General features: G+C 71.2%; 21 protein-coding genes and 1 riboswitch. Of the genes, 12 read left to right on the top strand and 9 right to left on the bottom strand.

Annotated elements, in window-relative coordinates:
* Positions 1-137 precede the first annotated feature (137 nt).
* Positions 138-545, bottom strand: coding sequence for a helix-turn-helix domain-containing protein (locus AB0M39_RS19940; protein ID WP_365366072.1), 408 nt, complete (start codon positions 543-545; stop codon positions 138-140).
* Here AB0M39_RS19940 and AB0M39_RS19935 point away from each other — a divergent pair.
* The gene (locus AB0M39_RS19935; protein ID WP_365366070.1) at positions 448-1,311 is read left to right on the top strand and encodes an NAD(P)-binding domain-containing protein; all 864 of its coding nucleotides are present in this window, start codon (positions 448-450) and stop codon (positions 1,309-1,311) included. The genes AB0M39_RS19940 and AB0M39_RS19935 overlap by 98 nt on opposite strands.
* Before the next feature lie 332 nt (positions 1,312-1,643).
* On the opposite strand, the gene AB0M39_RS19930 is transcribed toward AB0M39_RS19935, so the two are convergent.
* Positions 1,644-2,456 carry an SDR family oxidoreductase gene (locus AB0M39_RS19930; protein WP_365366068.1) on the bottom strand — a complete coding sequence of 271 codons (813 nt, stop codon included), beginning with the start codon at positions 2,454-2,456 and terminating at the stop codon, positions 1,644-1,646.
* 314 nt (positions 2,457-2,770) lie between these two features.
* Positions 2,771-3,685 (bottom strand): glutamate ABC transporter substrate-binding protein, encoded by a 915-nt coding sequence (locus tag AB0M39_RS19925; protein ID WP_365366066.1) that lies wholly within the window; start codon positions 3,683-3,685, stop codon positions 2,771-2,773.
* 588 nt (positions 3,686-4,273) lie between these two features.
* Between AB0M39_RS19925 and AB0M39_RS19920 the strand changes: the two genes are divergently transcribed.
* Both AB0M39_RS19920 and AB0M39_RS19915 read left to right on the top strand, forming a co-directional pair.
* On the top strand, positions 4,274-4,648 hold the full coding sequence (locus tag AB0M39_RS19920) for a YciI family protein (RefSeq protein WP_365366064.1): 375 nt from the start codon (positions 4,274-4,276) through the stop codon (positions 4,646-4,648).
* Positions 4,649-4,796: 148 nt separating this feature from the next.
* Positions 4,797-5,009, top strand: a complete 213-nt coding sequence (locus tag AB0M39_RS19915) for a DUF4287 domain-containing protein (RefSeq protein ID WP_365366062.1) — start codon at positions 4,797-4,799, stop codon at positions 5,007-5,009.
* A 12-nt stretch (positions 5,010-5,021) separates the two neighbouring features.
* Here AB0M39_RS19915 and AB0M39_RS19910 read toward each other — a convergent pair whose 3' ends face one another.
* Entirely contained in the window at positions 5,022-5,588 is a 567-nt protein-coding gene (locus AB0M39_RS19910; protein WP_365366060.1) for a hypothetical protein, read from the bottom strand.
* An 83-nt stretch (positions 5,589-5,671) separates the two neighbouring features.
* Between AB0M39_RS19910 and AB0M39_RS19905 the strand changes: the two genes are divergently transcribed.
* The 7 genes from AB0M39_RS19905 to AB0M39_RS19875 all read left to right on the top strand — a co-directional run bounded on the left by AB0M39_RS19905 (position 5,672) and on the right by AB0M39_RS19875 (position 11,289).
* Positions 5,672-6,013 (top strand): helix-turn-helix transcriptional regulator, encoded by a 342-nt coding sequence (locus tag AB0M39_RS19905; RefSeq protein ID WP_365366058.1) that lies wholly within the window; start codon positions 5,672-5,674, stop codon positions 6,011-6,013.
* Positions 6,010-6,711, top strand: a complete 702-nt coding sequence (locus AB0M39_RS19900; RefSeq protein WP_365366056.1) for a permease prefix domain 1-containing protein — start codon at positions 6,010-6,012, stop codon at positions 6,709-6,711. Before AB0M39_RS19905 ends, AB0M39_RS19900 begins: the two co-directional genes overlap by 4 nt.
* 192 nt (positions 6,712-6,903) lie before the next feature.
* Positions 6,904-7,380 (top strand): hypothetical protein, encoded by a 477-nt coding sequence (locus AB0M39_RS19895; RefSeq protein WP_365366054.1) that lies wholly within the window; start codon positions 6,904-6,906, stop codon positions 7,378-7,380.
* Positions 7,381-7,456: 76 nt separating this feature from the next.
* Positions 7,457-8,077: a TIR domain-containing protein gene (locus tag AB0M39_RS19890; protein WP_365366052.1), complete on the top strand. Its 621-nt coding sequence runs from the start codon at positions 7,457-7,459 to the stop codon at positions 8,075-8,077.
* Between the two features lie 933 nt (positions 8,078-9,010).
* Positions 9,011-9,631: a hypothetical protein gene (locus AB0M39_RS19885; RefSeq protein ID WP_365366050.1), complete on the top strand. Its 621-nt coding sequence runs from the start codon at positions 9,011-9,013 to the stop codon at positions 9,629-9,631.
* 160 nt (positions 9,632-9,791) lie between these two features.
* Positions 9,792-10,478 carry a class F sortase gene (locus AB0M39_RS19880; protein ID WP_365366048.1) on the top strand — a complete coding sequence of 229 codons (687 nt, stop codon included), beginning with the start codon at positions 9,792-9,794 and terminating at the stop codon, positions 10,476-10,478.
* Between the two features lie 61 nt (positions 10,479-10,539).
* A complete protein-coding gene (locus tag AB0M39_RS19875) occupies positions 10,540-11,289 on the top strand; it encodes a methyltransferase domain-containing protein (RefSeq protein ID WP_365366046.1) in 750 nt (249 codons plus the stop codon).
* Here the strand turns inward: AB0M39_RS19875 and AB0M39_RS19870 are convergent.
* From AB0M39_RS19870 to AB0M39_RS19860, 3 genes are all read right to left on the bottom strand, one after another.
* Positions 11,286-11,543, bottom strand: coding sequence for a hypothetical protein (locus tag AB0M39_RS19870; protein WP_365366044.1), 258 nt, complete (start codon positions 11,541-11,543; stop codon positions 11,286-11,288). The genes AB0M39_RS19875 and AB0M39_RS19870 overlap by 4 nt on opposite strands.
* Positions 11,544-11,636: 93 nt before the next feature.
* The gene (locus tag AB0M39_RS19865; RefSeq protein ID WP_365366042.1) at positions 11,637-12,269 is read right to left on the bottom strand and encodes a hypothetical protein; all 633 of its coding nucleotides are present in this window, start codon (positions 12,267-12,269) and stop codon (positions 11,637-11,639) included.
* A 151-nt stretch (positions 12,270-12,420) separates the two neighbouring features.
* Positions 12,421-14,751 carry a chitinase C-terminal domain-containing protein gene (locus AB0M39_RS19860; protein WP_365366040.1) on the bottom strand — a complete coding sequence of 777 codons (2,331 nt, stop codon included), beginning with the start codon at positions 14,749-14,751 and terminating at the stop codon, positions 12,421-12,423.
* Positions 14,752-15,365: 614 nt separating this feature from the next.
* Positions 15,366-15,560, top strand: a riboswitch (cyclic di-AMP (ydaO/yuaA leader).
* Between the two features lie 4 nt (positions 15,561-15,564).
* Between AB0M39_RS19860 and AB0M39_RS19855 the strand changes: the two genes are divergently transcribed.
* Together AB0M39_RS19855 and AB0M39_RS19850 are read left to right on the top strand one after the other, a co-directional pair.
* A complete protein-coding gene (locus AB0M39_RS19855) occupies positions 15,565-16,371 on the top strand; it encodes a LysM peptidoglycan-binding domain-containing protein (protein WP_365366038.1) in 807 nt (268 codons plus the stop codon).
* Positions 16,372-17,019: 648 nt separating this feature from the next.
* A complete protein-coding gene (locus AB0M39_RS19850; protein WP_365366036.1) occupies positions 17,020-17,400 on the top strand; it encodes a hypothetical protein in 381 nt (126 codons plus the stop codon).
* 110 nt (positions 17,401-17,510) lie between these two features.
* Here the strand turns inward: AB0M39_RS19850 and AB0M39_RS19845 are convergent, their stop codons facing one another.
* Positions 17,511-18,266, bottom strand: coding sequence for a class I SAM-dependent methyltransferase (locus AB0M39_RS19845; RefSeq protein ID WP_365366034.1), 756 nt, complete (start codon positions 18,264-18,266; stop codon positions 17,511-17,513).
* A gap of 49 nt (positions 18,267-18,315) precedes the next feature.
* A complete protein-coding gene (locus tag AB0M39_RS19840; protein ID WP_365366032.1) occupies positions 18,316-19,506 on the bottom strand; it encodes an aminotransferase class V-fold PLP-dependent enzyme in 1,191 nt (396 codons plus the stop codon).
* Between the last annotated feature and the right edge of the window lies 1 nt (position 19,507).

The raw sequence follows: 19,507 nt of genomic DNA, 5'->3' as shown, positions 1-19,507 counted from the left end.
TGGGGCGGCGGCCCTGCTCGGTCAGGGACGGTCGTGGGACGCCGGCACGGGGTCGTCCCGAAGCCAGGCCAGCACCTGCTGGGCGTGCTCGTCCGGCGGGAGGATCGGATGGGCGCCGCCTCGCCGCCGCCTCGCCCTCACGGCCGCGGCGCGGCCTGCGCGCGCGAGCGCCCCCGCTCGCCGAACCGTTCCTGAGCGTCGAGCACGGTGTCCGCGTACCGCTTCGCCCACGCGCCCATCGCCCGCATCGGCTCGAGCAGCGCGCCGCCGGCCTCCGTCAGCGAGTAGTCCACGCGCGGCGGCGCCTCCGCGTAGACGCGGCGCTCGACCAGGCCGTTGTACTCCAGGCGCCGCAGCGCCTCGTTGAGGACCTTGGGGCTGATCCCGCCGATCCGGGAGAGCAGCGCCCGTGGCCGCATCGGACCGCTCTCGCCGAGTGTGTACACGATGACGCCGTCCCAGCGGTTCGCGATCACCTCGAACGCGATGCGCGCCTGGCAGTCGGACGTGTACGCGACCTCCGGCAGGCCGGTGAGCTTCTCCATGCCCCCATCCTGCCCGGGCGATGGACACCGTGCGGTGTGCATCGGCCCGCCTAGCGTCGCCGGCGTCCGACATCGGATCGCAGAACACGGGATCCACCGATCCCGAGACAGGAGCAGCACGATGCGCATCGGCATACTCGGCACAGGCTCGATGGCGGCGACGCTGGGCGGCGCATGGGCGCGGGCGGGGCACCAGGTGCTCGTCGGGGGACGCGACCGGGCCGCCGCCGCGGCCGCCGCGGGCGTCGTCGGCGCCGCCGGACACGGCGGCCTCGCGGACGCGGCGGCCTACGGCGACGTCGTCCTCGCGGCCGTCCCGGCGGACGCGGCACCGGAGTTGACGAAGCACCTCGCCGAGACGCTCGCGGGGCGGACGGTGATCGACTGTACGAACCCCGTCGCGCCGACCGACGAGGGACTGATGCTGACGACCGGCGGCATGTCGTCGGTCGCCCGGCGGATGGCGGACGCCGCACCCGGCGCCCACGTGGTCAAGGCGTTCAACCTGTGCCACGAGAGCATCTGGACGCTGCCGCGGCCGGAGTTCGAGGACGCCGCGCTGGCCGTGCCGTACTGCGCCGACGACGCTGGCGCTCGGGAGCAGGTCGCCGCGCTGATCACGTCGATGGGCTGCACGCCCCTGCCCTGCGGGGGACTGGCCCGCGCGGCCTACCTCGAGGCGACGGCGGCCTTCGCGATCGGAGCGTGGTGGTCCGGGGCCCAGGCGCGGTTCGCCTTCCCGACGCCTGGTCAGGCCGGCGTCTAGGACGACGAGGGCATAGGCCCCGCAGACGGTGAACTCGGGGAAGCGCAGGGCGTCGGCCCCCTCGTTGCGGAAGACCCGACCAGAGCACTCGGCACGCACGTGGACAGCTCCACCCCGCGCGCCGACCTGGCCGGGCACGCCCGCCGCCATGCGGCCCCTCGCGCGCACGGGCCGTGAGCACCGGCGCCAGGAGCGCGAGCATGCTCCAGGGGAAGCACTCCGCCGTGGCCGCGGCCGGCCCTTCCGGCCCTGGCCGGGCAGGCGCAGCCGGTCGCCGTCGGCGGACGCCTCGACGGTCGTCGACTGACCGTCGAGGCGCGCCGCTTGGGCGCTCAGCCGTCGGACGCGCGCGGCTGGACGCTGTGGCTGAACGCCACCGTCCCCGGGTCCACCGCCGTCACGCCGCCGTCCACGGTGAGCGCCGCGCCGTTGACGAAGGAGGCGGCGGGCGAGAGCAGCCACGCGATGGCCTCGGCGACCTCCTCGGGCTCGCCGGGGCGGCCCGCGGGAATGAGCCGGGTCGCCTCCTCGTACGCGGCGTCGCCGTCCGCCAGCCCGGACTCCTGGGCGAAGCGCGTCATACGGCGGTCGGCCATCTCGGTGCGCACCCAGCTGGGGCACACGGTGTTGGCGCGCAGCCCCTGCCGGCCGTAGTCCACGGCCACGGAGCGGCACAGCTGCAGCAGGGCCGCCTTGGAGGTGGCGTACACGGCGCTGCCCACGCCGTTGCGCAGCGCGGAGACCGAGGCGACCGCGACCACGGATCCTCGCGCCTCCAGCAGGTGTGGGAGCGCGGCGCGCAGGAGGAGGAAGGGGCCGGTGACGTTGACGCGCATCACGGCCTCCCAGTCCTCGACGGACACATCGCCCACGGCGCCGGGGCGGGCGATGCCGGCGTTGAGCACCAGTCCGTCGATCCGTCCGTAGGCGGCCACCGTCGCGTCGACGAGTCCGGTGACGTCGTCCGGGTCGGCGGTGTCCGCGGGGTGGGCCAGGGCCCCGGTCTCCTCCGCGATCCGCTGGAGCGGCTCGGGCCTGCGCCCGGAGACGACGACCTGGTGCCCGGCCGCGCGGAGCGTGCGGGCGGTGGCCGCGCCGATGCCCGTTCCGCCGCCGGTGACGATGAGAACTCGCTGGTCTGACATGGTCGTTCAGCCTCCGAAGTGATCGCGTGCAGCCCTCGAAGCGTACGCAGACAGGGGCGGAGGCGCGCCGGGACGCATCCCGGACACGGCAGTGGGTCGAGATGTACGACCGGTACGGCGCCAGGGTGTGCGCCACACGGCCCCGGACGCCGATGTGCCCGCCGCGGGTCGCGACGGGCACATCGGGTGGCCTGCGTACAGGTCGGCCGTACACGGCTGGCGGAACGGGTGCGATCGGCCGGTTCCCGTGCAGCTCGGCCGTACACGGCTCCCCGAACGGGGTGCGATCGACCCGTCCGTGGCGTGAGCGCCGGTCAGTAGCGGTCGACCATCGACGCGCCGCCGTACTTGGACCCGGACAGGCCCAGCGTGGCGTCGTACGCCTTCTTGTGGTCGCCGTTCTCGTCGTGCTTCTCGATCGCGTCCGAGACCGCCTCGCGCAGCGCCTTGTCGTTCTTGGCCATGCCGATGCCGTACGGCTCCTCGGTGAACGGGCTGCCGACGACCTTCAGGTCCTTGGGGCGCTGGGCGGCGTAGCCCATGAGGATGGCGTCGTCCGTGGTGACGGCGTCGACCTGCTTGGCGAGCAGCTTCTCGACGCACTCGCCGTACTTGGCGGTCTCCACGGTCGTGGTGTTGTAGTCGGGCTTCTTGATCTCGCGGATGGCGGTCGAGCCCGTGACCGAGCAGACGGTCTTGCCCTGCAGCGAGAAGGGGCCGCCGATCGTCCCGTCGTCCCTGCGGACCAGGAGGTCGGCGCCCGCCGTGTAGTACGGGCCGGCGAAGCCGACGAGCTTCTTGCGCTCGTCGTTGATGGTGTACGTGCCCACGAACAGATCGACCTGGCCCGAGGAGATGGCCGCCTCGCGGGCGCTGGTGTCCACCGTCTTGAACTGGATCTGGTCCGGCGAGAACCCGAGGTCCGCGGCGATCATCTTGGCGATCTCGATGTCGAAGCCGGACCGCTTGCCGTCCTTGTCCTCGAAGCCCAGGCCCGGCTGGTCGGACTTGGCGCCGATGACGAGCTTGCCCTTCTCCTGGGCCCTCTTCAGAGTCGGGGAGTCGATCGTGACGTCCTCCGCGACCTTGTAGGTGGGCAGCGACGGCTCGTTCACACCAGACTTTCCGCCGACGGGCTTGTCGGCCGCCTCGTCGGATCCGCTGCTGCACGCGGTGGCGGTGAGGGCGAGCGCGAGCACGGCGACTGCGGCGGAACTACGAGGCTTCATGCTGGTACATCCTTCAAATCAACAGATTCGCCGAATTCGACGGTCGGGGGGACGAGTCCCCGTCGGGGGCACGTCAGTCGCTGCGGGACGTCGCACGTCGAGGGGTCGGATCCGGACGCGACGCCCATGACCCGGCCACAGCGGAGCCGTTGCAGATCTGGTCCGACACATTCCTCTTCAACGATCCCGCCGTCGGCTGCGGACACGGCCCGTCTATGACGGACCGCGCGAAGCCCCCACCCGTGCGTGACGACGACATCGCCCCCGCGTCGCACGCCAGCTGCGTTGGGAGGACAGTAAGGACCCGGTCATCTCAGCGTCATCAGATCTGAGCGGAACTTGAGGATCACAGTCCGGATACGCCCCATACCTGTTCCGGGCATGTCATATGTGCGGGCGCCTGCTGTAATCACGTCGTTACGCAGAGAGCCTGGCGCGGTTGTGCAGAGGGTCTGACGGGGGCCGCGCGACCGGTCCGGAGATTTCTCGGAAGAAATCTCGCGGCGGCTGTCGATCGAGGCGTCTCCCGTTCGACGCAGAGGTGAGAGGCAGGGGACAGGCCCCTACCTTCTGAACCGAGGAGTCACCATGCCGCGCTTTCTGACGATGGTCCGCATCGACGAGCAGAACCTCCCGGTCGACGACCCGGGCCCGGACTTCGAGCAGCGCATGGGCGCGCTGCTCGAAGAGATCACCAAGGCCGGGGTCATGCTGGACACTGCCGGCCTCGCCCCGACGTCGCAGGCCGCCCGGGTCACCTGGGCCGACGGCAAGCTGCACTACACCGACGGGCCGTTCACCGAGACCAAGGAGGTCGTCGGCGGCTACTCCATCATCCAGGCCAAGGACAGGGCCGAGGCGCTGGAGTGGGCCAACCGCTTCCTGCAGATCCACCCGGCGCACTGGACCGTCACCTGCGAGGTCCGCGAGATCGTCGAGGGGCCGTCCGGCGACCCCAGCTGATGCGGCGACGGGCGGGGCGTCGGCGGGTGGGGCGTCGTACGCGGCGTACGGTCCCCGCCCCCGGCGCCCCGGCGTCTGCGATGTCGACGAAAGGCCGTATCGACGAAAGGCCGTATATGAGCAGCCCGCGGATGGAAGAGTGAAGATCATGACTGACACTGTGAAAGGCCCGGCCAGCTATTTTCCCTCGATCGAGAAGAAGTACGGTCGCCCCGTCGCGGAGTGGAAGGACCTCATACGCTCCTCGCCGCTGACCAAGCACATGGAACTGGTGGCCTGGCTCAAGAGCGAGCACGGCCTCGGCCACGGACACGCCAACGCCCTCGTCGCCCACACCCTCGCGGAGGACAGCGGCAAGTGAGCCGCCCCGGGGTCACGCCCCCGTGGTGGAGCCCGGGCGCACGATCATCAGCACCACGACGATCGCCCAGAGGACGTTGAACACCCCGGTGACCATCGCCAGCCGGGCCGCCGCGGGACGCAGCGCATCGTGGGCGCTCGCACCCGCGGCGGACGCGTCGTGCGTGTCCGTCTCCTGAACCGCCGCGAGCAGACGCCGCTGGCTGGGCAGGACGGCCAGCCCCAGGACGCCCGCGGCGGCCGCGGTCAGCACGAGGGACACGATGAGCCAGGCGTCGGCGAGGACGTCGAGCTGGACGGCGGTGGCGATCCCGAAGACCGGCACGACGACGCCGGCCACGGCGTACGCCGTGCAGATCCGGTGCAGCATCGCGGCGATCCCGGCGGCGCGACCGCCCGTCTCCTGACCGCCGCTCTGCTGGCCTCCCGCCTGCTCGCCGCCCGTGTCCTGCCCGCCCGCGTCCTGGTCGCGGGTCGCGGCCTGCCGCGCATAGCGCGGGAACATCGAGGCGGCCACGGTGATCGGTCCCACCGCCAGGATCGCGGCGAGTACGTGTATCGACAGCAGCAATTTCGTCACTGCGCAGCCTCCGAGCCGAGCGCGAATATGTTGGCTGCCAATACATACACTGCCTACCGGTTCTTTGGGTAGGCTGCCTACCTATGAAGACGGACGCGGTGCGAGGACATCTGGACGGCCTGCTGCTGGCCGTGCTCGAACACGGCCCGCTGCACGGGTACGCGATCATCGCCGCGGTCCAGGACCGCAGCGGGGGAGCGCTCGAGCTGCGGACGGGCACGATCTATCCGGCCCTGAACCGGCTGGAGCGGATCGGGCTGCTGGCCAGCAGCTGGGAGTCCGTCGGCGAACGCCGCCGCCGCTGCTACGAGCTGACCGACGCCGGGCGGCGCACTCTGGCCGCCGAGCGCACGGCCTGGAGCGAGTTCACCGCGGCGATCGGCGCGGTGCTCAACCCCGCCCCGCAGCCCAGGCCCGCCACATGAGCGCCGTCGGCGGCCCGGCCGCACCCGTCGAGGAGTACGTCGCGGCCCTGTCGGCCGCCCTGCACGGCCCGGCGCGCGCCAAGGCCCGGATGATCGAGGAGATCCGCGACGGCCTCATGGACACGGTCGCGGCGCACACCCAGGGGGAGTCGCCCGACCCGGACGCGGCTCGCCAGGCGGTACGAGAGTTCGGCGACGTCGACGAGCTCGTGCCGAGCTGCCAGCGGGAGCTCACCATCGCCCAGGCCAGGCACACCGCCCGAGCCGTCGCCCTCACCCTCCCCTTCCTGATCGGATGCTGGTATCTGATCTGGAGCGCCGGCCACGGTGAGGTGTGGCAACTGCCGGACACCGCACATCTGCTGGTCGTCCAGCTGGCCGCGGTCGCGGCGACGGCGGCCCTGCTCGCCGCGGCGACGCTGGCCGCCACGGGTCCGCTCGCCCGGTGGCTGCCCACCCCGCACCGGCTGCCACTCGCGGTCGCCTGGGCGGGCACCGCCGCCAGCGCGGCCATGGCTCTGGCCGCTCTCGCGCTGGCCGTCGCGTCGATTCTGGCGGCGAACTGGACGCTGATCGCGCTCGCGGGCGCGCTGGCGGCCGCGTCGCACGGGGTGGTGGCGGCCTCGGCCCGCGCCTGCCGCCGCTGCGCGCGACTGCCGATCGCGCAGCACGCGACCGGCCGGGCGGCGCACGGCTGACACGGGTCGCACCGCAACGGGTCGCGCCGGGCCGGGCCGGGCTGGGTCTCAGGCCCGGTCAGGTCAGGTCCGGTCAGGACAGCGCGGGTCGGGTCCGCGAGGGTCCGGTCAGGTCGTACCGCCTCGGCGCCGCGGGCCCGCGCCCCGGAAATCCAGTTGGCGGCCAAGGGCTCGCGTCCTACCGTCGACGCGATGGAGATTGACTTCCGGAAGCTGCCGGACAACCAGCACGAGATCCTGGTCCGCGACCGACGCGGCCCCGACGTCCGGCTGCCGGCTCAGCCGACCGGCCCGACCATGCCGCACGACCTGGTCCATGCCGCCGTCGAGGGGGAGCTCGCTCTCGCCGACGGCTTCTGGGGCGCGGTGGCACAAGGCGCGACCTTCCAGGGGTTCGAACTGGTCGCTCCCGGCCGGCACCGCCGCTCGGGGCTGAAGGTGCTGCGCCGCAAGGGCGATGCGGTGATGGCCGCCGAGATGGCCGTCAACTGGGCGTACCGGGTCTGGAGCGGCCTGCCCACCGAAGGCCGCGGGGTGGGCCGCAGCCCGCTCGACGACTCCGAGCTCGCCCGCACCGGCGCCGCGCTCGACGCGGTCGCCGCCCGCTGGGCGGCCGTCCCGGAGGGCGAGGCACTGACCTGGTCCTGGTCGACGCCCGCCGCGGCCTAGCCGCCCGATGCGCACGTGATGCGCCGACTTCGTCAATCTCCTTACCCCTAGCGGCGATTGCCCTAGCCTGAGTGCCATGGACGGGGCGGAACTGGTCGGGCTCGCCGGTTTGGGCGTCGCGGTGGTCTCCGCGTACTTCGGGTATGTCGCGGTGCGCGGCCAGATCCGCAGACGGCGCCCCGCCGAACCCGCCCCCGACCCCCGCCCGATCTCCGCCTCTCACCCCAGTCCCGAGCCCGAGCCGCTGCCGGCGCCGGACGGCGAGGGCGGGTACGAGGTGTTCGTGTCCTACGCCCCGGCCGACGCCGGCGCGGCCGAGCGGCTGGCGACGCGCCTTCAGGACGCGGGCATCGCGGTGTTCCTGCTGCGGTGGGTCGAGCCCGGGCTGGTCACCTGCCTGGAGACCGAGGGGGCGCTGACGGACGCCGCCTTCGGGGTGCTGCTGTTCAGCGACGCCACCATGGCCGATCTGAGGATCAGAGACGAGTACGCCGCGGTCCTCCAGCGGACGCACGCAGGCGCGTTCCGGTTCGTGCCCGCCAAGATCACGGACGCCGAGCTTCCGCAGCTCGCCGCCATCCGCGCGCCGCTGGACCTGAGCGAGCCCGACAGCCCGCGCTACGACACCGGGGTCTCCCGGCTGGTGGAGATCGTGCTCCGCGACCGGCTGCGGCGGCCGCGCCGGACGGGTGCGTGAGGGCACGTTTGGACCCGGCTGAACGGCGGATTGCGCGAACCCCAGTCCCAGGACTCCGACGACGTCACTCGCATGACCCTCGAGGGCCAGGTGCACGACCGCCCGTTCGTCCCGGTCCTCCTGCACGGCGAGGTCAACTACCACCTGGCCGCGGCCTGGCACGTGGACGCCCGCGACGGCGGGCTGCCCGACCACGCCGTCCTCGACCTGCTGCGCCCCCTCCACGACGACGTCGCCCAGGGCCGCGCGGTCCGGCTGCCCGAGGCACAGCCGTCACGGGCCGGCGCCCCGCCCGCCCCGGCGGTGCGCCTGTCGGCCTCCGCCGCGTTCGAGCGGCTGCGCGCCCACCTTGCTGAGGGCGGGACCGGGCCTGCGCGACGCCGACAGGGAGGGCGACAAGCTCAAGATCGACGTGGCGAACGCCAAGCTCAAGGACGAGATCGACGCCTACGAGGCCAAGAAGCTGCACCGGCGGACGGCGCTCGACCTCACGGCCGAGGTCGAGGCGATCGGTCCGGAGAACATCGCCCTGATCCGCATCGTCCGCGAGTTCTCGAACTTCGACGTCCCGAAGACACGATCGACGCGACGGCGGAGGCAGACGACGAGGACTGAGTGCCTCATGCATCGAACGCGTGAGCGACGGCGTGGGGGTGTGAGGGGCTGCCTGTGGGCTCGCCGGCCCGCAGGCCGTCCGCGTTCCCTCTACTTCCGACTGGCCCCGTGTTCAAACTTGCCGTCGGCGTGGCGTGCGGCCCAACGAGTGAATGTCATCGGCACGCCACCCCAAAAGGCTAGGGACTCGCTCGGATGCGGAGCTCCCGAGTGGTGCCGACCGCCATTCCGTCTGACGGTTAATCACGTCGCTGCTGCGGACCCATTGAGCCGACGGTGTGTCAGCTCTCGCAGTCGCGGCGAAAGGAAAAGTGCACCATGCGCTCTGCCCGCACCCTGCTCGCCTCGGCCGTCGTCACAGCGGCCCTCGCGATCTCAGCTCCGGCTGCCTATTCCCTGACCACTGCCGAGGAGTGGGACAAGGAGAACAACACCTCCAGCAGCGACACCGCCAACGACTCGACCGACACCACCAGCGACTCGACCGACTCCACGACGAAGGACGAGTCGTACAAGGACGAGTCGTACAACGACCACGAGAAGAAGGACGAAGAGAAGAAGGACGAGTCGTACAAGGACCACGAGAAGAAGGACGAAGAGAAGAAGGACGAAGAGAAGAAGGAATACGAGAAGACCAAGGAGAAGCCGAAGGGCGGCGTTCACACCGGCGGCGGCGCTCTCGCCGGGGTCATGAACGACGAATGGCAGAAGGACTCCTCCTCCAGCTGGGGCGGGTCCGACAGCGGCAGCGGCGGCTGGGACAAGGGCGGCGAGTCGTCGTGGAAGCACGACAAGCCCCACGGCGGCGTCCACACCGGCGGCGGCGGCTCGGCCGTGACCGGCAGCGCGGCCGCCGGCAGCGCGCTCCTGCTCGGCGGTCTCGGCGCGGGGGCGTACATGCTGCGCCGTCGCAACCTGACCGGGTCCGCCGCGGCCTGAGGGATGTGACCCGTTCGCGGGTCGACAGACAGCCGTGGCCGCCGTTCCCGAGACGGCGGCCACGGCCTTGGCCTCTCCCGAATCCCGAAGCTCGACCGCGCCGCCCTGCCTCCGCCCTCCGCCGCGGACCGGGCCGGCGCCGTACGAAAGGCACTCTCGGATGTTTGATCAGCCGCCCCCCGGCTCGGGCCCGTCGCACCCGGCTCGTACGTCGCGCGGGCTCGGGCGCACTCTGCTGTGGCCCGTCGTCGCCGTCCTGCTGGGCTTCATGCTCATCTACAACTCCTTCGAGCCGTCGGCGCAGGGCAAGCCGCTGGCAGGCCCCTCGGTCTCGGCGCCCGCGCGCGTGCCGAGTCCCGCGTCTCCCGACGCCGAACGCCTGGAGATGCCGCGTTCCGCGCCCAACCGCGTGTCCATTCCCGCGATCGCCGTCGACGCGCCCTTCGTCCCCCTGGCCATCGGCAAGTCCGGGGCCCTCGACGCGCCGCCCGCCCACGACGTCAACCTGGTCGGCTGGTTCGCGGGCGGTCCCACGCCCGGCGAGCTCGGCACGGCGGTGATCGCCGGCCATGTCGACACGAAGACCGGCCCCGCAGTCTTCGCACTGCTCAGCAGCGTCCAGCCGGGAAACAAGGTCGACATCAGCCGCCAGGACGGGACGACCGCCACCTTCGTCGTCGACGCCGTGGAGAGCTTCAGCAAGGCGGACTTCCCCAACGACCGCGTCTACGCCGACACCCCCGACGCACAGCTGCGCGTGATCACCTGCGGAGGCGACTACGACCGGGAGGCCAAGGACTACACGGAGAACCTGGTGGTCTTCGCCCACCTCGACTCGTACAAGTAGCACCTCGTCTGACGGGGGAAAACCAGAGGCGCTCTGGGCTGGCGGCTGGCAGGCTGCGCCCGTGAAACGTGAACAGATGTCCATGCTCGCCCATGCCGACCACCCGATCGCCGCCCCGCTCGACGACGAGTCAGTACGCCGACTACTCGAACGCGCCGTCCCACGCGGCGACGAACGCATACTCGACCTCGGCTGCGGCGGCGGTGAGTGGCTCCTGCGCGCCCTGGCGGCCCACCCCGGCGTGCGGGCCGAGGGCGTCGACGTCTCCGAGACCGCGCTCGCGCACGCGAAGGAGGCCGCCGCCCGGCTCGGCGTCCAAGAGCGCATCGAGCTGCACCACCAGGACGCCACGGCCTTCACCTCGCCGCACCCCTTCGACTTGGTGCTCAGCGTGGGGGCCGCACACGTCTACGGCGGTCTGATCCCCACCCTCGCCGCTGCGGGCCGGCATGTGGCGCCCGGCGGGCACATCCTGGTGGGCGACGGGTACTGGGAGCACAAGCCCTCGCCCGAGGCCGTCGAGATGCTCGGGGACTTCGGCGACCTGCCCGCCGTCATGGACCTGGTGAGAGCCGCGGGCTGGACGCCGGTCCACGGGCATGCCAGCTCGCGCTCGGAGCTGGACGCCTATGAATGGGCCTGGACGGGGTCGCTGGCCGCATGGGCTCTGGACCATCCCGCGCATCCGGACAGCGCCCAGGCGCTGGAGGCAGCCGACGCCCATCGCACCGAGTGGCTCAACGTCTACCGGCAGTCCTGGGGCTTCGTCTGCCTGGTGCTCCGCCGCACGGTCGAGGACCCGGACGCCTAGACGTCCAGGGGCCCGGGCGCCGGAGGGATGTCGTGTCCGGCGGCCGGGTGCTCCTCGTCCTTGCCGCGCGTGCCGGGGAACATCAGCCAGGTGCTGGCGGTGATCAGACCCATCGCCGTCACCCCGAGGGCGAGGCGGAGCAGCCGCTGGCCGCCCGTCCAGTCGTGCGGAGCGCCGAAGACGCACCACAGAGCGAGGGCGATGCCGCCGAGGAGCACGGTCGTAGCGAAGACACGACGCAAAACAATGTTCATACGTTCAATGATCGCAACTGTGCTCCAGATGGAACACAGTGGGCCCCGTGAACAGGTCGGTCGTCGACCGCGCTCCCCGCGGGCGGCCGCCCGTCAGTAGAGGTGCAGCGACAAGCCGCACAGGCCGAGGCCCTCGGCGGCCGCGTGGCGCCAGACGCGCACAGGGCCGTCGACGACGTTCTCCTCTCCGGGGAGGTAGTCCAGCCAGTCCTGGTCGTCGACGGCGACGCGCTGCCGGAGGTCGAACGTCAGCGCGGCTTCCACGCGGGGCAGCGACCGCCTCACCTCGTGGGAGTCGAGCAGGAAGTCGCCGCACCAGCCGGGCAGTTCTGCCGCGCGCCGCGGTCCTATGGCGTGGAAGAGCGAGGCGACCGCGTACTCCTTGGAGTGGACGGCGAGGAACATGCCGGCTGGATCCGCCTGCCGTCCCCACACGTCGTCGACGACGTAGAAATCGTCCTCCCCGCCGCCGTAGCACGCGTCGATCACGCGCTCGCCGGCGCAGGTCAGCTCCCGGAACGACTCGACCGCCGAAGCGGCCGCGCCGTCGTCGCCCGCGTACCACGTGCGGTAGTCGGGCAGCGGCGCCCTTCGCCAGGCGTCCCAGCGTCGCCGTGCGGCCGGATCGTTGCGCTCCGCCTCGATGACGGGGAGGAAGCGCGGCGCCAACTCCGCGATGACGTCGTCCTCGTGGGCGCTGATCGCCCACGCACTGGTGATCCCCATGGGGACGAGACTAGAGGGCGGCACTGACAGCCGCCTCGGCGACGACGCCCGACCGACCGCCGTGGAAGCGCGCAGGCCCGGCCGGTCTCCCGGCCGGGCCTGCGCTCATGATCACGCTGCCGTGTCGTGTCCTCTCGTCTCGGAGCGGAGGTCAGCAGGCGCCCATGTCCTGCCAGACGCCCCACTCGCCGGCCGCGCCGGGCTCCTCGCCCTTCGTCCACCACTTGGACTTCCAGGTGTGCGACTGGTGGGACACGGTCGTGGGAGCGGCGTACTCGGCCGTCGCGCTCCACGCCGGCGCGGTGCACGCGCCGGGGGTCCCCGGATCCGTCGGGTCGGGAGAGGGGCTCGGGCTCGTCCCCGTGCCCGGCTCGACCACCCGCGTGCCGCGCGCCAGATCGCCCGCGATCGCGTACGTCCTGCCGCCGAAGGACACCGTCCAGTTCGACGGCGTCGAGGTCGGCAGGTAGTACACGAAGTCCAGCTCGACGGAGGCTCCGGGCGCCAGCGTCTGCCAGGCCGGGAGCTTGAGGGACACCCGGTGGAAGTCGCCCTTCAGCCCGCCCACGTTGTCGCCGCTGTGATCGCTGCGCACGATCGTGGTCCCGAAGCCGGACTGGTCCTTGGCGTTGGCGGGAGCGGACGTCGCATAGTCGAACTGGAACTCCGTGCCGCCGGGCAGGGCCGTCTGCGTGTTGTTGGTGATCTTCAGCTTGGGGCTGATCGGGTAGTTGGAGTCGCCGAGGGGGAACTGGCCGAAGTCCACGTCCACCTTGACCGCCTCGCTCGGCAGGGCGGCGCCGGCGCGCGTCGCGCCGTAGGGAGCGGCGGACTTGAACTTCTCGTACATCGCCGTCGTCAGCGTGTCGCCGATCTCGTACTGGCCCTTGGCGGCGTTCCAGTCGTAGTCGCCCGCGAGCTCCCAGACCATCGTGCCGCCGATGCCCCGGTCCACCACATAGTCCGCCTTGGCGGCGACGGACTGCTCGTCCTCGGTGGAGAGGAAGACCTTCTTCTGCGCGTTCCAGAGCCAGGGGGCGACGAGCGTGGAGTCGTACTTACGGGCATATGTGCCGGTCAGCGTGGTGTTCGAGGGGAAGCCGTACTGGGAGACATAGTCCCCGACGATGCCCTTCTCGAGGTTCTTGGCATGCCACATGGGGTTGGACCCGGCCGGGGACTCCTTGCCGGCGGTGTCCTTGTCGTGCCACAGGTTGTCGATGCCGACGGCCCCGTCGCCGCACTTGGTCAGTCCGGCCCCGGCCGGGCAGGTGGTCGAGGGGGCCCTGCCCCACAGACCGTCTGTGCCGCCCTGCACGTTCTTGAAGCCGCGCGTGTAGTAGGGGAGGCCGATGTTGATGCGGCCGGCCGGCATCGATCCGCGGAAGTAGTGGTACGCCCAGTCGGTGTTGAGGTATCCGATGCCGCCGTACTGGGACGTGGAGTAGACGCCCGCCGCGGCCAGCTCGGCGTCCTTGCCGTCGTCGAAGAGCGAGGCGTTGGGGCCGACGTACTCGTTCCACGCGCCATGCAGGTCATACGACATGATGTTGACGTAGTCCAGATATTTCTGGACCTGGAAGGTCTCCATCCCGCGCAGCAGATAGCCGGACGAGGGCGCCGCCACGGTCAGCAGATAGTGCCTGCCGTCCGCCGCGCCGGCCCGGTCGAGCTTCTCGCGCAGGGTCTTCATCAGCGCCGCGTAGCCCTTGACGAGCCCCGCCCGGCGGGCGTTGGAGATCTGGTAGTCGAGCGGATTGCCCGCGTCCTTCATCGACGTCGGGTATTCGTAGTCGATGTCGACGCCGTTGAAGCCGTACTTCTCGACGAAGTCGACGGCCGAATCGGCGACGGCGTCGATGCCCCTCTGGTTCACCGAGCCGTCGGCGTTGGTGGCCATCGAGTAGAAGCCGCCGGAGTTCACCCGGGCGCCGTCGTCGCCGAAGTAGCCGCCGGTCTCGGCCCAGCCGCCGACGGAGATCAGCGATTTCACGTGGGGATGCTGCTTCTTGAACTTCGTCAGGAGATTGAAGTGGCCCTTGTACGGCAGCGCGGGGTCCATCTCCGCCCCGGCCACGCCTGGCCAGGTCATCCCGGTGGCGGCGTTGGCCGCTCCGTCTTTCCCGACCGACAGCCTGCCTGCGGAGTCGATGTGCCCGAAGGCGTAATTGACGTGGGTGACCTTGTCCCAGGGAATGTCGGAGGCCAGGTAGGCGGGTGTGCCGTCCCTGCCGGTGCGCCAGCCGGTGAAGTAGCCGATGACGCGGCGCTGGTGGTCCGCGCCCATCTTCTCCCGGCCCTCGGCGTCGTAGACGGAGCAGTACGGAACGTCGACGCCTGGCGTCGTGTAGAGCCCGTCGGGACGACAGGACTCCTGGCCGGCGGCCTGTGAGACGCCTGCCGAGAGCGAGCCGGCCAGCAGCGCGGCGGCGGCTGCGCCGACGGCGAGCAGCGATGCTCTCGTACGGGTGGGGGACGGCACGGTGGATCCTCCTGAGGGGGGTCTTCTGCACCCGCCAGGGGGTGCAGGGCGGCGGCGTCGCACAACTGGCATGGGGATGGGACGGGTTGGGTCCTGGGCGTGCGCACGCCCAGGGCGGGATCCGTGAGGTGACGCAGAGATTAAAAGGACTAGACCATTACGTCAATAGGTCTGGACCATCTCGGATGGCGCGGGAGCGGCGATGCGGGGGAGGGGTCGGGGCGGCCGAATCGACCGGGTGGCAGTATGCCCGTTTTGATATGGAAAGCAGCATTCGCCCAGCGCCCACAGTGTCCGAAAAGCTCCGTATTCGCATTATTGAAGCGTGTTTAGAAAGTGCTGTCTGGATTGCGGGCTGCTCATGCGAAATATCGTGCTCTGGTACGCCGTCGTGCCGCATTCCGACCCGTATCCCCTTCAGTGAAATGGGTCACGCCGGCGGCTGCGGGTCCCGGGGGGCCGCTGAGGGCACTTCCGTTCTGCGCAAAGAAAGTTGGGTTATTCGATCAAAGGGGGCCGGCGGTTCTGATCGCTACGGAACAGGCCTCTCGCATTCCCTATTCGAATTCGGGGCTTGTTCCTTCCCGGCTTTCTCGCCTAACGTCACCGTCAATCCGGATGGAACGCCGAATCCTGCCGCTGTCCGGAATCCCTCCCACCCACTCACTTACGCACGGCAGGAGCGGGGGACCCAGGTAAGCCGCCGATCCGGATTCCGGAACGGCTCGGGGTGAAGTCGTATTCACAGTGCGACCGGACATCTCCCGTCCGAACCCGACAGCTCACCTCGTAGGCGACGGAGAGGAATTCGTCATGCCTGCAAAGGGAAAGCACCGCCGCCCCAAGTCCAGCTCGCTCACCCGGGGCATCGCCGCCGCGGGCACGGGCGGAGCCGCGCTCGTTCTCCCGGTGCTCGGCGCGACCGCCGCCGGCGCGGCCCCGGCCGCGACGCCGTCCGCCGCCGTGGCGCAGGCCGCCACGGCCGCCCAGCCCGCCGCCGCCCCGCAGGCGGCCCCGAAGACCTACCGCGTCGTCGCCGGCGACTCCCTCGCCAAGATCGCCCGAGAGCACTCCCTGAGCGGCGGCTGGAAGAAGCTGTACAAGGACAACCGCAGCGCCGTCGGCGACAACCCGCGGCTGATCCACCCCGGTCTCAAGCTCACCCTCGGCCAGAAGGCCGCGTACGAGCCCGCTCAGAAGCCGGCCCCCTCCAGGGCGTCCGCCGAGCGCGCCGACCGCTCCGAGCCCACGACCCAGCTGGCCGCCGAGCCCGTCGCAGCCCCGGCGAAGAAGTCCTACACCAACGACCTCGACGGCTGGATCAAGGAGTCGCTCGACGTCATGGCCGAGCACGGCATCCCCGGCTCCTACGAGGGCATCCACCGCAACATCATGCGCGAGTCCTCCGGCAACCCGCTGGCCATCAACAACTGGGACTCCAACGCCGTCGCCGGAACCCCGTCCAAGGGACTCCTGCAGGTCATCGACCCCACGTTCACCGCGTACCACGTGCCCGGCACGTCGATGGACAGCTTCGACCCGGTCGCCAACATCACCGCCGCCTGCAACTACGCGGCCGACCGGTACGGCTCGATCGACAACGTGAACGGTCCGTACTAGACCGCACCCTCTCCACTGCTGTGAGCCCCGGCGCGCCATGCGACCGGGGCTCCGGCCTGTCCGCAGGCGCGGCGCACGGCTCCCGCTGAAGCGCACGCGAGCAAGCCGCGCCGCCCTTCCCTCCGCCAGACCGGGGCCGTGCGCGACCGCCGTCAGCTCGGGCCGCCCGGATCGCTCGGGCCGCTCGGGCCGCTCGGGCCGCTCGAGCTGCCCGGGTCGCTCGGGCCGCTGAGGCGGCCGCGCACCCGGCGAAACGCGCTCGCGTCCCGCGCTCCCTCCGACGTCCCGGTGCGGACCCCCCGCTCCAGAACCGGCCGGCGGGCGACGGCGACCCGCCCGAGCGACGCGCGCGGGGAACTCTTCCAGCACTTCGGCCGCCGAAGGCGCCCCGTAGGCTGCCGCCGGCCCGCGCCCCATCCCCCGATCGGGCTATTCGCCTCTTGGGCGGACCGGCTCCGAACTCGGCCCCAGGGCAGCAAAGTGAAGCACCGTCATATAGCCCCCTCGCATGGGCAGTCGAAAAGAGCACGCGGCCGAATCGGCGACCCTGACAAGTGTCAGGGTCGTATCGCTCTCTATTCCGCCTACGCTGCGGGCTGCCGCCCCTTGCAGCGGCGGTCCCCTCTTCTATCTCCAAGGAGTTCACGCATGCTGAGGAAGAGCTACACGCGGGCTGCGACGCTTTTCGCGGCCACCGCCCTGCTCGCCGGCTCGCCGATCGCGGCCTCCGCCGCGACCAATTCCCAGGCGGCGGCCGCCGTCCACGGATGTCCCTCTGGGGCCGTGTGCATCTACCCGCAGGACGCGGGGTGGAACAACGACAAGCCCTCGCACTTCTACTACAGCTACGGTGCGCACAACCTCAACAACCAGTTCGGGACGCACCGCATCTTCAACAACCAGACCGACGGCGCGACGATGAGCACCTGCACGGGCTACAACGGCGCGGGCTGCGAGGGCAAGCTGCCGGCGTTCATGTACATCGACAAGAACCTGACGCCGATCAACTCGATCACCCTCCAGCGATAGGCGCCACGGCACCCGTACGCGGCGCCCGTACACGACCGTGCGTCGGGCGGGCCGGGGCTTGGTGCACAGCCTCGGCCCGCCCGCGGCCTCGGGGCGGCGCGGCGGGCCGCTCAGCGCAGAGCCGCCAGCACATGGCTGTTGCCGTACTGCCAGACCGTCCCGACCTGCGCGAACCCCGCCTCGCGCAACAGGGCGACATGGCCGGAGAGCGTCGGGGCGTTTCCCTCGCACGGGGGATGCCGATGGCTGCCGCGCCGCGCGAGGAGCGGCGCCAGCTCCGGATCGGCGGCGGCCCCCGACCACCACGACTCCCAGTCCTCGTGTGTGAACGCCAGCTCCCGCTCCGCGTGACGTCGCCCGATCTCCACGGAGAGCGCGGACACCCGCGCCGCGTCCAGCGCGATGTGGTCGCCGTTGACGAGCACGCCGCCGGGGCGCATCTGACGGGCGAGGTCGCCGTAGACCCGCCCCAGCGCCGCCTCGCCGAGGTAGTGCAGCGCCGTCGTCGACACGGCCGCGTCCACCGGGCGGCCGAGTGCGAGGCCGTCGAGCCACCCCGGCGCGCCGATCTCCGCCTCGACGTAGCGCAGCGCCGGACCGTAGTGGCTGCTGCCCAGCTCCAGCAGCAGCGGGTCGGCGTCGACGGCCAGCACGTCGGCCGCGGGCATGCGCCGGGCCAGGCGCGCCGCCAGCGCGCCGGGGCCGCTGCCCAGGTCCAGGACCAGCGGAGCGGGCCGGCCGAGCGTCACATGCTCGACCACGTCGGCGATGACCGTGAATCTCTCCTCGCGGTCGACCGCGTACCGCTGCTGCTGGCACTCCCAGCGCTCGACCCAGCGTGCGGCCGTCAGGGTGCTGATGGACATGCCTGCTCGTGCCGCCTCTGCCGTCGTGACCCAGATCTGCTCATGGAAATCATTGCAGACTGGCGAGTGCGGCGATCAACTCCGCGATCTCCTCAGGCGTGTTGTGCACGTGCAGGCTGACGCGTACGGAGCCTTCTTTCTCCTCGCCGCCGGCCTGGCAGTGGCTGTCCGAGCGCACCATGAAACCGTGACTGAAAAGGATGAACCCGAGATCGTGCGAGGCGATCTCACGGTGCCGGAAGGCCACGATGCTCCGGCGCCGCTGCACCTGCGACGCGGCCGACAGGCTGGACTGGCAGCCGAGGACCTCGTAGGCGTCCATCCGGCTGAGCCCCTCGGTGAGCCGGGACGTCAACGCCACGGTCCAGCGCTCGATCCTGTCGGGGCCGGCGGCCCCCAGCCAGTCGAGCGCCGCGGCCAGGCTGGCGATGCCCACCGTGTTGGGCGTGCCCCGCCACCCGCCGGGCCGGAACGCCGGTCCGCGCCGCCCGCGCGCCCACACCGCGCCGGAGCCCGGCAGCGCCAGGGCCTTGTGGCCCGAGAAGACGACGAAGTCCACGTCGAGATCGGCCACGGAGACCGGCATGTGCCCCACGCTCTGCGCGGCGTCCAGACAGATGGGCGTCCGCGGGCCGACTGCCTCCCGGATCCGGTGCACGTTCAGGTCGACGCCGTGGACGTGGTGCACATGGGTGGCCGCCACGAAGCGGGTGCGCGGCCCGACGACCTCGGCCAGCGCCGCCGGATCGTAGTCGCCGGAGCTCTCCTGGTACGGCAGCTCCCGGACCCGGATGCGGACGCCTTGGCGGGCCAGCAGCTCCCGGGTCTCCAGCCACGGCGCCAGGTTCGCCTGATGGTCGGCGAACGGTACGACGATCTCGTCCCCGTCCGCGAGGAGGGCGGGCAGCCAGTCCCGGGCCACCGAGCGCAGCCCTTCCGAGGCCCCGCTGGTGAAGTGCACGGTGGACCGGTCCGGCTCCGGGTCGCCCAGGAACTCCTTGATCCGGTCGCGGGCGCTCTCTACCAGCGTCGTGGTGGTGTTGGCCCACGGGTAGGAGCCCCGGCCCGCGTTGGCGTTGGAGGTCGTCAGATAGCGCTGGACGGCGTCCAGCACGGCCTGCGGCTTCTGGGAGGTGGCCGCGCTGTCCAGATAGGCCAGCTCGGGATGGCCGACGATGATCGGGAACTGGGCGCGCAGCGGCCGCTGCCACGGTGTGAGCTCCTCTACGGCGTCCGCCATC

The organism is Streptomyces sp. NPDC051907, assembly GCF_040681075.1.
GTDB lineage: Bacteria > Actinomycetota > Actinomycetes > Streptomycetales > Streptomycetaceae > Streptomyces.
This window is presented reverse-complemented; position numbering and strand designations above follow the sequence as displayed.

What these genes read in the sequence shown, in the direction of transcription:
- AB0M39_RS19935 (WP_365366070.1), top strand. Translation starts at nt 448, where the DNA reads ATGACGCCGTCCCAGCGGTTCGCGATCACCTCGAACGCGATGCGCGCC.
- AB0M39_RS19940 (WP_365366072.1), bottom strand. Translation starts at nt 545, where the DNA reads ATGGAGAAGCTCACCGGCCTGCCGGAGGTCGCGTACACGTCCGACTGC.
- AB0M39_RS19930 (WP_365366068.1), bottom strand. Translation starts at nt 2,456, where the DNA reads ATGTCAGACCAGCGAGTTCTCATCGTCACCGGCGGCGGAACGGGCATC.
- AB0M39_RS19925 (WP_365366066.1), bottom strand. Translation starts at nt 3,685, where the DNA reads ATGAAGCCTCGTAGTTCCGCCGCAGTCGCCGTGCTCGCGCTCGCCCTC.
- AB0M39_RS19920 (WP_365366064.1), top strand. Translation starts at nt 4,274, where the DNA reads ATGCCGCGCTTTCTGACGATGGTCCGCATCGACGAGCAGAACCTCCCG.
- AB0M39_RS19915 (WP_365366062.1), top strand. Translation starts at nt 4,797, where the DNA reads ATGACTGACACTGTGAAAGGCCCGGCCAGCTATTTTCCCTCGATCGAG.
- AB0M39_RS19905 (WP_365366058.1), top strand. Translation starts at nt 5,672, where the DNA reads ATGAAGACGGACGCGGTGCGAGGACATCTGGACGGCCTGCTGCTGGCC.
- AB0M39_RS19900 (WP_365366056.1), top strand. Translation starts at nt 6,010, where the DNA reads ATGAGCGCCGTCGGCGGCCCGGCCGCACCCGTCGAGGAGTACGTCGCG.
- AB0M39_RS19895 (WP_365366054.1), top strand. Translation starts at nt 6,904, where the DNA reads ATGGAGATTGACTTCCGGAAGCTGCCGGACAACCAGCACGAGATCCTG.
- AB0M39_RS19890 (WP_365366052.1), top strand. Translation starts at nt 7,457, where the DNA reads ATGGACGGGGCGGAACTGGTCGGGCTCGCCGGTTTGGGCGTCGCGGTG.
- AB0M39_RS19885 (WP_365366050.1), top strand. Translation starts at nt 9,011, where the DNA reads ATGCGCTCTGCCCGCACCCTGCTCGCCTCGGCCGTCGTCACAGCGGCC.
- AB0M39_RS19880 (WP_365366048.1), top strand. Translation starts at nt 9,792, where the DNA reads ATGTTTGATCAGCCGCCCCCCGGCTCGGGCCCGTCGCACCCGGCTCGT.
- AB0M39_RS19870 (WP_365366044.1), bottom strand. Translation starts at nt 11,543, where the DNA reads ATGAACATTGTTTTGCGTCGTGTCTTCGCTACGACCGTGCTCCTCGGC.
- AB0M39_RS19865 (WP_365366042.1), bottom strand. Translation starts at nt 12,269, where the DNA reads ATGGGGATCACCAGTGCGTGGGCGATCAGCGCCCACGAGGACGACGTC.
- AB0M39_RS19855 (WP_365366038.1), top strand. Translation starts at nt 15,565, where the DNA reads ATGCCTGCAAAGGGAAAGCACCGCCGCCCCAAGTCCAGCTCGCTCACC.
- AB0M39_RS19850 (WP_365366036.1), top strand. Translation starts at nt 17,020, where the DNA reads ATGCTGAGGAAGAGCTACACGCGGGCTGCGACGCTTTTCGCGGCCACC.
- AB0M39_RS19845 (WP_365366034.1), bottom strand. Translation starts at nt 18,266, where the DNA reads ATGTCCATCAGCACCCTGACGGCCGCACGCTGGGTCGAGCGCTGGGAG.
- AB0M39_RS19840 (WP_365366032.1), bottom strand. Translation starts at nt 19,506, where the DNA reads ATGGCGGACGCCGTAGAGGAGCTCACACCGTGGCAGCGGCCGCTGCGC.